Origin of the sequence: Fictibacillus fluitans (assembly GCF_030418125.1) — a bacterium.
Taxonomy (GTDB): Bacteria; Bacillota; Bacilli; order Bacillales; family Fictibacillaceae; genus Fictibacillus_C; species Fictibacillus_C fluitans.
In genome coordinates this window covers 905091-919879 of sequence record NZ_JAUHTR010000001.1, presented here as the reverse complement: position 1 = coordinate 919879, position 14789 = coordinate 905091, and the positions used below count along the sequence as shown (strand labels likewise).

At 45.9% G+C, this 14789-nt stretch carries 14 protein-coding genes and 2 riboswitches; of the genes, 9 read left to right on the top strand and 5 right to left on the bottom strand.

Annotated features, from left to right (window positions below):
- Window positions 1–3: 3 nt before the first annotated feature.
- The gene (locus QYB97_RS04550; RefSeq protein ID WP_356948166.1) at window positions 4–1770 is read right to left on the bottom strand and encodes a B12-binding domain-containing radical SAM protein; all 1767 of its coding nucleotides are present in this window, start codon (window positions 1768–1770) and stop codon (window positions 4–6) included.
- Window positions 1771–1926: 156 nt separating this feature from the next.
- On the opposite strand from QYB97_RS04550, the gene QYB97_RS04545 reads away from it, so the two are divergent.
- The 4 genes from QYB97_RS04545 to QYB97_RS04530 all read left to right on the top strand — a co-directional run bounded on the left by QYB97_RS04545 (window position 1927) and on the right by QYB97_RS04530 (window position 5459).
- The gene (locus tag QYB97_RS04545; RefSeq protein WP_301164740.1) at window positions 1927–2220 is read left to right on the top strand and encodes a 4a-hydroxytetrahydrobiopterin dehydratase; all 294 of its coding nucleotides are present in this window, start codon (window positions 1927–1929) and stop codon (window positions 2218–2220) included.
- Window positions 2221–2241: 21 nt separating this feature from the next.
- On the top strand, window positions 2242–3138 hold the full coding sequence (locus tag QYB97_RS04540; protein WP_301164739.1) for a fumarylacetoacetate hydrolase family protein: 897 nt from the start codon (window positions 2242–2244) through the stop codon (window positions 3136–3138).
- A gap of 67 nt (window positions 3139–3205) precedes the next feature.
- Window positions 3206–4630 (top strand): NAD-dependent succinate-semialdehyde dehydrogenase, encoded by a 1425-nt coding sequence (locus tag QYB97_RS04535; RefSeq protein ID WP_301164738.1) that lies wholly within the window; start codon window positions 3206–3208, stop codon window positions 4628–4630.
- A 40-nt stretch (window positions 4631–4670) separates the two neighbouring features.
- Entirely contained in the window at window positions 4671–5459 is a 789-nt protein-coding gene (locus QYB97_RS04530; RefSeq protein ID WP_301164737.1) for an SDR family oxidoreductase, read from the top strand.
- A gap of 107 nt (window positions 5460–5566) precedes the next feature.
- On the opposite strand, the gene QYB97_RS04525 is transcribed toward QYB97_RS04530, so the two are convergent.
- Window positions 5567–6760 (bottom strand): ornithine--oxo-acid transaminase, encoded by a 1194-nt coding sequence (locus QYB97_RS04525; protein ID WP_425589756.1) that lies wholly within the window; start codon window positions 6758–6760, stop codon window positions 5567–5569.
- 147 nt (window positions 6761–6907) lie between these two features.
- Between QYB97_RS04525 and QYB97_RS04520 the strand changes: the two genes are divergently transcribed.
- A complete protein-coding gene (locus tag QYB97_RS04520; RefSeq protein WP_301164735.1) occupies window positions 6908–7270 on the top strand; it encodes a DUF1516 family protein in 363 nt (120 codons plus the stop codon).
- 51 nt (window positions 7271–7321) lie between these two features.
- Here QYB97_RS04520 and mtnA read toward each other — a convergent pair whose 3' ends face one another.
- The 3 genes from mtnA to QYB97_RS04505 all read right to left on the bottom strand — a co-directional run bounded on the left by mtnA (window position 7322) and on the right by QYB97_RS04505 (window position 10706).
- Window positions 7322–8368, bottom strand: coding sequence for an S-methyl-5-thioribose-1-phosphate isomerase (gene mtnA / locus QYB97_RS04515; protein WP_301164734.1), 1047 nt, complete (start codon window positions 8366–8368; stop codon window positions 7322–7324).
- A 5-nt stretch (window positions 8369–8373) separates the two neighbouring features.
- Window positions 8374–9585: an S-methyl-5-thioribose kinase gene (mtnK, locus tag QYB97_RS04510; RefSeq protein WP_301164733.1), complete on the bottom strand. Its 1212-nt coding sequence runs from the start codon at window positions 9583–9585 to the stop codon at window positions 8374–8376.
- A gap of 78 nt (window positions 9586–9663) precedes the next feature.
- Window positions 9664–9818, bottom strand: a riboswitch (SAM riboswitch).
- A gap of 102 nt (window positions 9819–9920) precedes the next feature.
- Window positions 9921–10706 carry a carbon-nitrogen family hydrolase gene (locus QYB97_RS04505; protein ID WP_301164732.1) on the bottom strand — a complete coding sequence of 262 codons (786 nt, stop codon included), beginning with the start codon at window positions 10704–10706 and terminating at the stop codon, window positions 9921–9923.
- A gap of 99 nt (window positions 10707–10805) precedes the next feature.
- Here QYB97_RS04505 and QYB97_RS04500 point away from each other — a divergent pair, with 99 nt between their 5' ends.
- From QYB97_RS04500 to QYB97_RS04485, 4 genes are all read left to right on the top strand, one after another.
- The gene (locus QYB97_RS04500) at window positions 10806–11978 is read left to right on the top strand and encodes a pyridoxal phosphate-dependent aminotransferase (protein WP_301164731.1); all 1173 of its coding nucleotides are present in this window, start codon (window positions 10806–10808) and stop codon (window positions 11976–11978) included.
- An 81-nt stretch (window positions 11979–12059) separates the two neighbouring features.
- A riboswitch (SAM riboswitch) is annotated at window positions 12060–12166 on the top strand.
- Window positions 12167–12251: 85 nt separating this feature from the next.
- Window positions 12252–13493 (top strand): 2,3-diketo-5-methylthiopentyl-1-phosphate enolase, encoded by a 1242-nt coding sequence (gene mtnW, locus QYB97_RS04495; protein ID WP_301164730.1) that lies wholly within the window; start codon window positions 12252–12254, stop codon window positions 13491–13493.
- Window positions 13490–14149, top strand: coding sequence for a 2-hydroxy-3-keto-5-methylthiopentenyl-1-phosphate phosphatase (locus QYB97_RS04490; protein WP_301164729.1), 660 nt, complete (start codon window positions 13490–13492; stop codon window positions 14147–14149). Before mtnW ends, QYB97_RS04490 begins: the two co-directional genes overlap by 4 nt.
- Window positions 14146–14781, top strand: a complete 636-nt coding sequence (locus QYB97_RS04485) for a methylthioribulose 1-phosphate dehydratase (protein ID WP_301164728.1) — start codon at window positions 14146–14148, stop codon at window positions 14779–14781. Before QYB97_RS04490 ends, QYB97_RS04485 begins: the two co-directional genes overlap by 4 nt.
- Window positions 14782–14789 lie beyond the last annotated feature (8 nt).

Here is a 14789-nt window from a genome sequence, read left to right as displayed (position 1 = left end):
AACTTAAAGCAAAGAGCGTTCCTCCAGCTCAATCTGGTCCAAAGAAATGCTGTAGTGCTCAGGTTCGTGCGTTTTGGGAGGATAGTAGATCAGGGATAAAACCTGGTCTTTTTTTATTTCACCGGTTGTTAAATAATAGTTAAGGTCAAACGGCACCAGATCCAGTACGGTGTGCTTCATTAGATCCTTTTCACTCAGGCTGTATGATTTGAATGTGTCAGAAATACGCTCAGGATGATGCTTCAGCCAGCGGTGATAGTGCTCAAGATCGCTTTTTAAAAGTGTTTCTTCCCACCATGAACGGTGCGGCCGATGTTTTTTCCGTGAGAAATAATCGTACTTCATTAGAGCTTCAATAATCTCATTATGGCTGCCGCGCTGGGTTAAAAACTCTTTCAGGCGGGCGAACAGATCCTCCAGCTGATGGCCGATTCTGGACCAGCCTTTGCTTTCCCAATAGTCCCCGAACTCCTGGAAGAAGTCGAATGGAGAGTCAAACACCTGATAAATTAAGTAGTTTAATGTGGTGTCCATACGGTGGTCATTCCAGTATTTTTCGAGAACGTCTTCCACGCGCTTAATTTTAATAATGTCATTAAAGCTGAGCACATTATTGCCCAGAATTTCATATGGTGAGTGGTTCATATAGGTATAATCATGGCGGTCGGCAGTCAGGCGCAGGCCGGTGCCCCGCAGCATTTTCAAAAATCCAAGCTGTACTTCTTCCACACCAAACGCGAATACATCATTAAAGGTTTTTCGGAAAGAGTTATAGTCCTCCTCCGGCAATCCGGCAATCAGATCCAGATGCTGAGCAATTTTTCCGCCTTCTTTAACGGTCATAACGGTCCGTGTCAGTTTCTCGAAATTCTGCCGCCGCTGGACGAGCTCGTTGACATGATCGTTTGTTGATTGAACGCCGATTTCAAACCGGAACAGTCCAACAGGGGCATGTTCATTCAAAAAGGCAATGACTTCGGGACGCATGATATCGGCTGTAATTTCAAACTGAAAAACCACGCCAGGTCTTCTGTTTTCAATGAGAAATTGAAACATCTCCAGAGCATAATCTCGCTTGATGTTGAACGTACGGTCGACAAACTTAATGGTCTTGGCACCGTTGTCCATCAGAAAGATAAGATCGTCTTTTACTTTCTGGATGTCAAAGTACCGTACACCAACTTCAATGGAAGAAAGACAGAAGGCACAGGAATATGGACATCCCCGGCTCGTTTCAAAGTAGGTTACCCGCTTGGACAGCTGATCCAGGTCTTCCTCAAACCGGTAAGGAGTTGCGACCGTTTTAAGGTCCAATTTCTCCCTTGGCGGGTTGATCGTTGGCTTTCCGTCTTTTCTCCAGGCGAGCCCGGCAACTTTTTCATAGCGCTGTTCTCCTGAATGTTCAGTGAGAAAATGCTTAAAGGAAATCTCCCCTTCATTGACGATGATAAAATCAGCATCCGGAATACGATCCAGCCAGTGGGCTACATCATATGAAACTTCCGGGCCGCCGAGAACGATGGCGGTTTGGGGGCTGATCTTTTTGATCATCTCTATTACTTTTATGGTTTCTTCGATATTCCAAATATAACAGCTGAAGCCCAGGACATCGGGCTTTTTCATATACAGGTCACTGACGATATTAATCGCGGGATCCTTGATGGTATACTCGGCCATTTCTACGTGAAAGTCAGGTTCACTGTACGCTTTTAAATACCTGAGGGCCAGACAGGTATGAATATATTTTGCATTGAGTGTGCTCACTACAATGTTCACGGCAATCCCTCATATCTGCTAGATTTAATCAACATATAATTTTAGCATAATTAAACAAGGAAATAAAACAGCTGTGTTAACCGAATATTTTGACGTTTCAATTCATCGAGAGGTATAGTTTTACTATAGGCGAGGAAAGGAAGAACAGAAATGGCTGAACTGCTTACCCAACAGGAGATCGACCGATTTGCCTCCAGATATCCCGAATGGAAGCTGATTCCGGGAAAATGGATGGTGAAAAAGTACAAGTTTGACAACTATTTGGATGGAATTGAATTTGTTTGTGAAGTAGGACAGCTTGCCGAGAGCTTTCGGCACCATCCGCATATTACCATCAATTACAAACTGGTTACCCTGAAATTAAGCACCTGGAGTGTAAATGGGCTGACCCAGACGGATATCAAGATGGCTGTTTTGTTCGACGAAGCGTTCAGTAAACTCTAAGGATTGAAGGAGAGAATTAAAATGAAATTAGTAACTGCCAAGTATCAGGGCGATCTTTTTTTAGGAAAGCTGATTGAAGAGGAGAATGTGGTATTCAATCTTTCGTTGGCTGCTGAAGAGAAGGGAATGGAATTTCCGGGCTCCATGCTGGAAGGACTTCAGCTTGAAGAAAAGTTTTTAGAAAAAATTCATGAAATATCTGAAGCCTATCGTGATAATTTGCTGTTTACATATGGTTTAACCGACCCGGATTTGGAGTGGATGGCTCCCATTCCAAGACCCGCGAAAAACATATTCTGTGTAGGAAAGAACTACAGAGATCATGCGGTTGAAATGGGAAGCGAAGCAGATATCCCAGAGCATGTGATGATTTTTTCGAAAGCGCCTACAACCGTTACCGGCCATAAAGCAGATATTCTGCGGCATGAAGAGGTAACTGAAGAATTGGATTATGAAGGGGAACTGGCGGTAGTTATCGGCAAAAAAGGCAGGGGAATTTCTTCTGAACATGCGATGGACCATGTGTTTGGCTATACCATCATTAATGACGTTACCGCCAGGGATCTGCAGAAAAAGCATAAACAATTTTTGATTGGAAAAAGCCTGGATACCTCTTGTCCGATGGGGCCATGGATTGTACCAAAAGAAGATCTTCCCAACCCGCATGAGCTGAACTTAATCACCAAAGTGAATGGAGAAGTCAGACAGAACGGCAATACAAGGGACTTCATCTTTACCATTCCAGAAGTGATTGAAACCCTGTCAAAAGGAATGACACTCGAACCGGGAGATGTGATAGCGACTGGTACACCTGCAGGGGTGGGTAAAGGCTTTAAACCGCCAAGGCTGCTGAATAGCGGTGATACCATTGAAATTACGGTCGAAGGCATTGGAACACTGGTCAATAATGTACTGTGATGTGTTTTAAGTCACTCTTTAAAAGGAAAAGTAGAAAAGAATTCTATCCTCAAGGGAGGCCATAAACATGGACAAGTTGTTATACATCAACGGAGAATGGACGGGCAATAACCTGGAGAAAATCAAGGTGCTGAACCCAGCGAACGGTGATCTGGTTGGTACTGTAGCTTCAGCAGGAAAGGAAGAAACAGCAGCGGCCATTGAAAGTGCGCATGAGGCGTTTGGTCCGTGGGCGAAATTAACGGCTTACGACAGAGCCGCCTATCTTGATAAGCTGTATGATCTTATGATTGAACAAAAAGAAGAGATTGCGGAGCTCATGACACGTGAGATGGGCAAACCAATGAAGGAATCACTTGGCGAAGTTCAGTATGCGGCATCTTTTATTAAATGGTTTGCGGAAGAAGGTAAACGGGTGTATGGCAGGACCATCCCGGCTTCTGCTGAAAATAAACGGATGCAGGTGCTGAAACAGCCGGTTGGAGTTGTTGCGGCAATCACCCCATGGAACTTTCCAGCTGCTATGATTACCCGCAAGCTGGGTCCCGCGCTTGCAGCCGGGTGCCCGATTATTATCAAACCGCCAAAAGAGACGCCGCTTACAGCCATTAAACTGGTGGAGCTATGTGAAGAGGCAGGATTTCCAAAGGGAGTCGTCAGCCTGTTGACCGGTTCATCATCATTGATTGCGGGGGAATTGATGGAAAGCGACAAAGTGAAAAAGATTACATTTACCGGATCAACGGAAGTAGGGAAAATGCTCATCGAGCAAAGCGCAAAAACCGTTAAAAACGTATCAATGGAACTTGGCGGACATGCTCCTTCCATTGTCCTTGAGGATGCGGACCTTGAGAAATCGGTAAAAGGAATCATCGCCTCCAAATTCAGGAATGCGGGTCAGACATGCATCTGTATCAACCGAGTGTATGTTCACGAGAAAATATATGATGAGTTTACGAAAAAACTGGTTGAAGAAACAAGCAAATTGAAGGTTGGCAACGGATTGGAAGAGGGTACGGATATTGGCCCGATCATCAACAGGGACGGTTATGAAAAGATCAAAAAGCACGTCGACAATGCGGTTGAGAAAGGGGCAGAATGCTTGCTCGGCGGCAAAGGACAGGATGAAGGAAATGGGTGTTTTTATGAACCGACCGTTTTAAAAGGTGTAAATCACGATATGCTCATTATGAATGAAGAAACCTTCGGGCCGGTAATTCCGGTGCAAAAGATCACTTCGGATGATGAAGGCATCAAGCTTGCCAACAGCAGCCCGTTCGGACTCGCTGCTTACATCTATACAGAAAGCATGTCACGGGGCACCCATCTGGTCGAAGGTTTGAACTATGGCGTCATCGGCTGGAACGACGGCGTTCCGTCTGCCGCTCAGGCACCATTTGGCGGTCTTAAAGAAAGCGGTATCGGCCGGGAAGGCGGAACAGAAGGCATGGAGGCCTACCTGGAAACCAAATATGTGAGTATCGTAATCTGATTGTCGTATGTAAATGTATAAATTCAGAGGGGGAAAATAAATGGATTTGGGGCTAAAAGATAAAGCTGTCCTGGTTCTTGCTTCGAGCAAAGGGCTTGGGAAGGCAACGGCCATGAAGTTTGCAGAAGAAGGGGCCAATGTCATGATCACCAGCCGCGATGAAGCGGCCCTTCAGGCAGCAGCGGAAGAAATAAGGGGAAAAACAGGCAGCAGGGTGGAGTACAGGGTGTGTGACATTACAAAAAAAGAAGAGATTACAGGACTGGTCAGTGCTGCGGCAGAGGCGTTTGGCACCATTGATGTACTGGTTAATAATGCCGGAGGACCGCCGGCCGGCAATTTCGATAACTTTGGCGACGACGATTGGGAATTCGCTTTTCAGCTCACCCTGTTAAGTCTTATCCGGACTGTGCGTGAAGTCCTTCCGCACATGAGGAAAAAAGGCAGCGGCCGCATTATCAACATCGCTTCCTCATCCATCAAGCAGCCGATTGACGGCTTAACCTTATCCAATACCTTCAGAACGGCAATCAACGGGTTGTCCAAAAGCCTGTCACAGGAACTGGGGAATGAGGGCATCCTGATCAATACGGTGGGGCCGGGACGAATCGGAACGGACCGCCTGCAGGAGCTTGATGGCAAAATCGCCGAGCAGCGGTCCATAAGCAAGGAGCAGGTAAAGGAAGAAATGGTGAAAAATATTCCGCTTGGCCGGTACGGAACACCGGAAGAATTTGCAAAGACCATTGTCTATTTGGGTTCAGAGGCCAATACGTACGTTACCGGACAGTCGTTCTTAATTGATGGCGGCATGGTCAAAGCATTATAGAGTGAGGGGAGCTTCAGCACTGCTGCTTTATGCGGCGCTGAAGCTTTTTTAATTTCCGGGAACAGAAAAAAACAGACTGGACAATATCCAGCCTGTTCTACTAACGGTTATACGGACAAGACTTTTTTAATACGTTCGATCGCCCAGTTCAGGTCCTCTTCCGAAATAATGAGAGGAGGGGCAAACCGGATGACATTCTCATGTGTTTCTTTGCATAGTAGTCCTTCTTCTTTCAACTTCTCACAATAAGGGCGGGCTGCCTCGCTCAGTTCAACCCCGATGAATAATCCACGGCCGCGAACTTCGGTTATCACTGGATTATTAATGGAAGCCAGCTCGTTCAGAAAATGTTCGCCGAGCTCAAGGGAACGGCTTACCAGGTTTTCTTCTTCAATAACCTCCAGAGAGGCAACGGATACAGCCGACGCCAGCGGGTTGCCGCCAAAGGTTGAGCCATGGCTTCCCGGATTGAAGACGCCAAGTATATCTTTGTCAGCAGCTACGCAGGAGATGGGCATTACCCCGCCGCCGAGCGCTTTTCCGAGGATGTACATATCAGGAACAACATTTTCCCAGTCACAGGCAAACAATTTGCCGGATCGTCCCAAACCGGATTGAATTTCGTCCGCGACAAAAAGAACATTATTCTCCTTGCAAAGCTCACGGGCTTGTTTCAGGAAACCTTCAGGAGGGATGATAATGCCTGCTTCTCCCTGAATGGGCTCCATAATAAAAGCAGCGGTATTCGGTGTGATAGCCTGCTTCAATGCCTCAAGATCACCGTATGGAATGAGCTTGATTCCTGGCAGCATAGGGCCGAATCCTCGTTTGTACTCTTGATCAGAGGACATGGAAACAGCTGTCATTGTACGCCCGTGAAAGTTTCCTTCACACGCAATGACTTCCGCCTGGTTGGCTGGAACGCCTTTTACATCATAAGCCCAGCGGCGGACGGTCTTGATGGCTGTTTCAACCGCTTCGGCACCTGTGTTCATAGGCAAAACCATGTTTTTGCCTGTAAGTTTTGTAACCTTTTCATAAAAATTTCCAAGCTGATCATTATGAAAAGCGCGTGAAGTCAGGGTGATTCTGTCCGCTTGATCTTTTAATGCCTGAATGATCTTCGGGTGCCGGTGCCCCTGGTTCACGGCAGAATAAGCGCTGAGCATATCCATGTACTTGTTGCCTTCGGGATCATAAACCCATACGCCATCGCCTTTGGAGATGACAATTGGAAGTGGGTGATAGTTTTTCGCCCCGTATTGTTCTGTTTTGGAGATGATGTTTTCTGTTTTAATCATATCTCTCACTCCAATCTTAATATTGTGAATTCCTATACATTATAGCAATGAAAAGGCTTTCTTCCTACCCCTACTTCCGTCCATGGCCCGTCATGCAGCGCTTCATGGTATAGTAAAGTGAAGGATTATACACAGGAGGAAATAATTATGTTACAGTTCCACGTTTTTTCATGGGCGGCTGCGCTGATTTTGTTTTTTCTGACTTATACTTTATACAAAAGAAAAAATAAAAAAATTTCCCGTATCTTGCATATGATTGTGCGTTTGCTCTATATTACGACTATTTTTTCCGGAGTAGTGCTGATCTATCAGTGGATCCAGGCAGGAGCGGTAAACATGGGGCCGCTTGTTATCAAAGGGATCCTCGGGCTGGCAGTTATCGGCTTGTTTGAAGTGATGCTGCTTGGGGCAAAACGAAACGAGGATAAAAAGTCCCGCTGGTTAACGCTCATACTGGCTCTGGCCCTCGTCTTTTATTATGGATATTCGGTTTTGCCAATGCATTTTTAAAAGATTAGTAAAAGCTCGTACACCCAAAGGAGTACGAGCTTTTTGCATGGGTCATTTTTTTAATTCCGCCAATGCTTCCTTGTAGTTGCCGCGGGCAATTCCTTTTTCCGTTATAATGGCCGTAATGTATTCATGAGGTGTTACATCAAAAGCCGGATTAAAGACTTTAACCCCCTTGGGTGCAATGGGCACTCCCTGTACATGAGTGATTTCTTCTGCAGGCCGTTCTTCAATCGGAATATCGTCCCCAGACAGAGTGTTCAAGTCGATTGTGGAAAGGGGAGAGGCCACATAAAACGGAATGCCAAGCGCCTTTGCCTGCAGGGCAAGACCGAATGTACCGATTTTATTGGCGGTGTCACCGTTTGCGGCAACCCGGTCACAGCCGACAATCACAGCACTAACGTGTTTTGTTTTTAACGTATGGGCAGCCATGTTATCGGTAATTAGCGTAACGTCAACTCCTGCCTGTTGTAATTCCCATGCGGTTAGTCGGGCGCCCTGGAAAACGGGCCGTGTTTCGTTGGCGTATACCGAAAGATTCCAGCCCTTTTCTTTTGCCAAATAAAGAGGAGCAAGCGCGGTGCCATACTTGGCTGTTGCAATCCAGCCTGCATTGCAGTGCGTCATTATGCGGTCTCCGTCCTTCAGCAGAGTCAGCCCGTTCTCGCCAATTTTACGGCAAATTTCCTCGTCTTCCTTTTGAATAAGGAGGGCTTCCTGCTCTATGCGCTCGATGGCCTCTTTTGTGCTGCGGACATTCGCCACCGAAGCTGTAATACGGTCAAGTGCCCAAAATAAATTAACAGCCGTAGGTCTGGAAGTTGAAAGGAAAGCGGTTTGGCGGCCCAGTTGATCTATAAATTTATCAAGAGAAAGGGAGGCATGGTTTTTAGCCCACAAAACCGTTCCGAAGGCTGCCGCAATTCCAATCGCCGGAGCGCCCCTTACGTTTAGTTTTTTGATGCAGTCCCACACTTGTTCAATGGTGGTGACATTAATATAGACCGTATGATGGGGGAGCTGCTGCTGATCCAAAAGCAGCAGATGGTCCCCTTTATAGCGTAATGATGAAATTTGCGTTTCTGTTGTCGTCATTTGAATTAAACACTCCTGATGCTTGTAATAAACTCTTCGATATTTTTAATGCGTTGTTTGTTCTTGACCCAATCGCTGCCCAGTTTAAGCACCTTCTTCTTAAGCCGTATTTGTTCATCGAAATCAGCAATGGAATCGAGGTCGGCGACATGGGCCAAACCAATGGTCCGCCGGATGACTTCACAGCCCGCGAAGCCGACCATATCAGTAAATATTTCCTCGAGGACTTCATCTTCAAATCCCGGAAGCTTGGTTGCCAGCTCCACACCCTTATCTCTCCAGAGCTCCTTATAAGTGGATGTAAAGACATTCCATGTGTCCCTGATTAATCCAGAAAGGTACAGCTGATATCCCGCTCGTTTTTCTACGTCTTTGATGTGAGCACGCTGGGCGATATGGTTCATGGCGATATTTGCAAAAAAGTGAGCGATATCAAATCCCTGCGGACCATAGTAGGCAAATTCAGAGTCGATGATTTTGGTAGATTCTTCAATTACAAAAATACTCCCCGAATGCAGGTCGCCATGAAGCAATGCTTCGGCATTTGTTAGGAATTTAAGTTTGAGCCGGGCGGCTTTTTTTCTTAGCTCGGGATCATTCCAAAGTTCGGAAACCGCATCCTGAAGTTCTGCCGGAAAATCATTGGTTTCAATATCATAAAATGGATCCGTAAATACGAGATCTTCGGTTATTTTGCAAAGCTCGGGATTGGTAAACTGCTGGACCAATCTTTTTTTCTCAAACGGATGCAAGTAAAAATCACTGGTGTAGAAGAGGTTTTTTGCAATAAATGTTCCGATGTGCTGAGCAAGGTTCGGGTAAGTCTCTCCATCGATCAAGCCTTTGCGCAGAATCACATGGGAGGACAGATCTTCCATGACCGTAACCGCCAGATCGTTATTTGAATATAGGACTTCAGGAACATGTTCTGGTGCAAACTCCGCAAATTTTTTCAGTGAATCACTTTCAATGCGTGCCCTGTCCAGGGTAAGGGGCCAGCTCTCCCCAACGACTTTGGCGTAAGGAAGCGCCTGTTTAATAATGACCGACTTTTTGGTGGACGGTTCAACCAGCCGGAATACAAGATTCAAGTTGCCGTCTCCGATCTCATTAACCTCGAGAGAGCTGTATTCAGTAAACAAGTTCAGTTCTTGGGAGAGTTCGATCACGGTTTGCTCATTGAGCGGTGTGTAGGCTTGTTTTGTTGTCGTTGCCATAGGGTTTACCTCCGAAGGATAAATGTAAAAAGGCCTCTTTTCTTGAAGAAAAGAGGCCTGGATGTATAGTGTCCACGCCTCTTATCTTGCAAAGCTTATACTTTGCTGGAATTAGCACCGTGCCATACTGGAAGTTCCAGGCTTCAAAGAAAGACGCCCCATTTTACAATGGTATTACGGTCGGTTGCTGGGTTTCATCGGGCCAAATTCCCTCCACCTGCTCTTGATAAGAGACATTCATCATTAAGTTGTTAGAAAACACAGAATGCAATAATAATTTACAATGGCTATCATACAGCTTTCAAAGGCAGCTGTCAATTGGATTTTTAAAAAGATTAATAGTGTTCCGGCCGGCGGTCCTCAAAAACAGGAATTCTGCTTCTGACTTCATCGACAAGATCTGTCTCGATCTCTGCAAATAAAAGTGTTTCCTGCTCACCATCCGCTTCGGCAATTACCTCACCCCATGGATCAATAATGATGGAGTGGCCGGCGAAGGCATTATTGTTATCACGGCCGACTCTGTTGCAGGCAATCACATAGCATTGGTTTTCAATGGCTCTTGTGATTAAAAGATGCCGCCAGTGAGAGAGTCTCTGGGCAGGCCACTCAGCAGGTACAAACAGAAGGGAGGCTCCATCGAGAACATGTGCACGAATCCATTCCGGAAAACGGATGTCATAACAGATGACGCCTGCTGCCGGAATGTTCTCCAGAGTGAAATTCCCTTTTTTGGAACCGGGTCCAATGAACTTCTCTTCCTGCATGAGACGAATCAAATGCAGTTTGCTGTACTCTCCGATTTGTTCTCCCTCACGATTGAATGCATAAAGGGTATTGTAAATACCATTTTCTGTTTTATTGGCAACAGAGCCTGCAACAATATTGATGCGGTGCTGAAGGGCTAAACCGCTCATCAGCTTTTTCAGGTTATCACCGTTAACGTCTCCAATTTCATCGAGACGCTCCAAATCATATCCTGTGGTCCAGAGTTCAGGCAGTACGACAATATCGGCGTTTTGTGCGGCTGCATCTTCAATTCTCTGAATGGCTTTTTTAATATTCTCTTCGGGCAATCCAAGCTGGATGTCCATTTGTATCAGTGCTACATTCAGTTTCATGTGTATCCCCCATTAAAAACGTTTTGACAGATTTTCAATAAGCGTATAACATATTGGATTAGAATTTCAAGAAAATTATGAATGACAGGATGTGTGAATGTGAAACGTTTCCAGCAAGCAGACGCGTTAGAACGCCTGCCTGAACAATTTTTTGCAAAGCTTGTGGGAAAAGTGAGTGCCGTTGCTGCCCAGGGGCATGATGTGATAAATCTTGGACAGGGAAATCCTGACCAGCCGACACCTCCTCATATTGTTTCTGCATTGCAGGAGGCAGCGGTTAATCCGCAGTACCATAAATATTCTCCTTTCAGAGGCTATGACTTTCTGAAAGAAGCGGTAGCTGATTATTATAAAAACGAATTCGGGGTGGAAGTTGATCCCCAAAAAGAAGTGGCGGTGCTGTTTGGCGGTAAAGCGGGTCTCGTTGAAGTGGCGCAATGTTTTTTGAACAAAGGAGATACGGCCCTTGTTCCTGATCCCGGCTATCCGGACTACTGGTCCGGTGTTGCTATGGCAGAAGCAAACATGAGTATGATGCCGCTGAAGGAAGAAAATGATTTTTTGGTAGATTATGGCCAAATTGATAGTGAAACGGCTGACCGGGCCAAACTCATGTTTCTCAACTATCCCAACAATCCCACAGCAGGCGTTGCCACACCGCAATTTTTCAAGGAAACGGTAGACTTTGCCCAGAAGCATGATATTCTGGTCGTTCATGATTTTGCCTACGGTGCCATAGGCTTTGACGGACAAAAGCCTGTCAGTTATTTAGAGGCGCCCGGTGCCAAGGAACAGGGGATTGAGATTTATACCCTGAGCAAAACGTATAATATGGCAGGCTGGAGAGTCGGATTCGCGATTGGAAATGAGAGTGTGGTAGAAAGCATTAACCTGCTTCAGGACCATTTTTATGTCAGCTTGTTTCCGGCGGTACAGGAGGCAGCAGCCAAGGCCCTTCTTGGTCCCCAGGATTGTGTCAGGGAGCTCGCGGAGATGTACGAAAAACGAAGAAATGTATTTATATCCGGCCTGCAGGATCTCGGATGGGAAGTGAAGGCGCCAAAAGGTTCCTTTTTCTGCTGGCTGCCAGTGCCAAAAGGGTACACTTCTGAAAGTTTTGCAGATTACCTGCTGGAGGAGGCGCATGTTGTTGTTGCGCCAGGCATCGGATTCGGCAAAGAGGGAGAAGGCTATGTAAGGGTGGGGCTTCTAACTGGTGAAGAACGCTTGAAAGAAGCATCAGACCGGATCCGCGCATTAAAGATATTCTGAGTTAATTGAGAGATTGACAGATTTTTTATAACCTGTCATAATCACTAGTAATTCTAACATTCGAAGTAATATGAACATTTTCTCTTATCAAGAGCAGGTGGAGGGACTAGCCCGATGAAGCCCGGCAACCGGTTATCCTAAAGGATAAAACGGTGCTAAATCTTGCAGCGCATGCTGGGAGATGAGAGGAAGCGGCATCCTTATGTATATTATGCCTCTTCCCTCGGGAAGAGGCTTTTTCGTGTTAATTTATGTTTTTTGGAGGGATTCAACATGGCGTCAGTAACTGCGACTTATCTTGTTCATGATCCTAAGGGCAATTTTGAAAAAAAAGCGGAAGGAATTGCACTGGGTTTAACCGTCGGCTCCTGGACCGATCTGCCGGATCTGCAAAAGGAGCAGCTTAAAAATCATAAAGGCAGTGTGGCAGAGATCATTGAATTGCCTGAAGATAACCGGGTCAATCAATATTTTGGTTCGCCAAGAAAGCAGGCACTTCTGAAGATCTCTTACCCTGCCGCCAACTTTTCTTTCGATCTTCCAGCGATTTTAACGACCGTTTTTGGGAAGCTGTCGCTTGATGGTGAGGTAAAACTGATCGATTTGGAATTTTCGGAAGACCTAAGCAGCGCATTTCCCGGGCCATCCTTTGGAATTGATGGCATACGGAACCAGCTGGGTGTTTTTGAACGGCCATTGCTAATGAGCATTTTTAAGGGTGTGATTGGCAGGGATCTCGATTATTTTAAACATCAGCTGAGAGAACAGGCGCTTGGCGGCGTTGATTTGGTCAAGGATGATGAAATCCTGTTCGATAATCCGCTGACCCCGTTTGAGGAGCGAATCAAAACAGCCAAACAAGTACTGGCCGAGACGGAAGAGGAGACCGGTCACAAGACACTGTATGCAGTAAATTTAACTGGACGTACGTTTGATTTGAAGGACAAGGCAAAACGTGCGGCAGAACTGGGGGCAAGCGCTCTATTGTTCAATGTTTTTGCCTACGGGCTGGATGTGCTGCAAAGCCTGGCAGAGGATCCTGAAGTTAATCTGCCGATTATGGCTCACCCTGCTGTGTCAGGTGCGCTGACTCCGTCAGAGTTTTACGGTCTTTCCAACCGCCTGCTTTTAGGGAAGCTGCTGCGTCTGGCAGGCGCGGACTTCGTACTCTTTCCTTCTCCATATGGAAGCGTGGCTCTCAGGAAAGAGGACGCATCGGGTATTGCTGCAGAGCTGACAGAAAAGCACATCAATTGGAAAGGTGCTTTCCCGGTGCCTTCTGCCGGCATTCATCCGGGATTGACGCCTCTTTTGCTTCAGGACTTTGGCATTGACAGCATTATCAATGCGGGTGGTGGAGTTCACGGGCATCCAGGAGGAGCGGTTGCTGGAGGAAAAGCATTTCGGGATGCGATTGATGGCTTGCTGCTTAACAAATCACTCGAGCAGATCAGCGAGGAGAGCGGGCCACTGAAAGCAGCATTGAATTTATGGGGCGGTCTGGTGAAATCATGAGCAATCGTATTATTTTTTGTGATTTTGACGGAACCATTACAGAAAAGGATAACATTATCGACATTATGAGGAACTTTGCTCCTGAAGGATGGGAGCCGGTCAAGGACAAAATATTGAATCAGGAAGTGTCCATCAGAGAAGGGGTCGGTCAGCTATTTTCTCTGATTCCTTCCAGCCTGAAAGAGGAGATTATTCAATATGTTCTTTCTACGGCTAAAATCAGGGATGGATTTCAAGAGTTTGTTCAGTTTACGAAAGACCAGGGTATTCCGTTATATGTAGTAAGCGGCGGAATTGATTTTTTTGTTAATCCCATTCTAGAAAATATAGTCGACAAGGACCATATTTATTGCAACGGCAGTTCGTTTGCAGCAGATACCATCGAGATTCTTTGGCCGCACAGCTGTGACAACCAGTGCAGCAATGACTGCGGATGCTGCAAACCCGCTATTTTGAGAAAGTTTGATTCTGCTTCATATGAAAGAATCGTCATCGGGGATTCCATCACCGATTTACAGGCAGCCAAAATGGCAGATAAGGTGTTTGCAAGGGACTTTTTGAAAGAGAAGTGTGAACAGGAAGATATCGCTTTTGAACCTTTCACTACGTTTTATGACATTATTGCGTATCTGCAAACAAAGGAAGTGAGCATTTGAGTTCGTTGGGGGAATTGTGGAAACAGCTTGCCGATGTTAAGGATGAACTTGCTTCACGGGACTGGTTCCCGGGTACAAGCGGAAACTTGTCCATCAAGATCAGCGGAGAGCCCATTACTTTTTTGGTCACAGCAAGCGGCAAGGATAAACGGAAACGTACAAATGAAGACTTTGTATTGGTGGATGTCACAGGTAACACAGTAGAAGAAACCCATCTGCGGGCTTCAGCAGAAACCGGATTGCATGCCAAAGTGTATCAGCATACTGATGCAGGCTGTTGCCTGCATATTCATACTGTTGATAACAATGTCATTTCGGAGCTGTATGCCGATCAGGGAGAAATTACGTTCCGGGGTCAGGAATTGATCAAGGCATTTAACATCTGGGAAGAAGAAGGATCCATTACTGTGCCAATTATCGAGAACCCGGCTGATTTATCCCTCCTGGCAGAACGTTTTAGTGAAGCCATCACCCCGGATACAAAAGCCGTTCTTATCAGAAACCATGGAGTTACGGTATGGGGTAAAAATGGATTCGAAGCCAAAAAGCACCTCGAAGCCTTGGAATTTCTTTTTTCCTATCACGTTAAAATGAGATTGCTACAGCCACAATTTGCATTAAGCCAACAATAATAAACTTT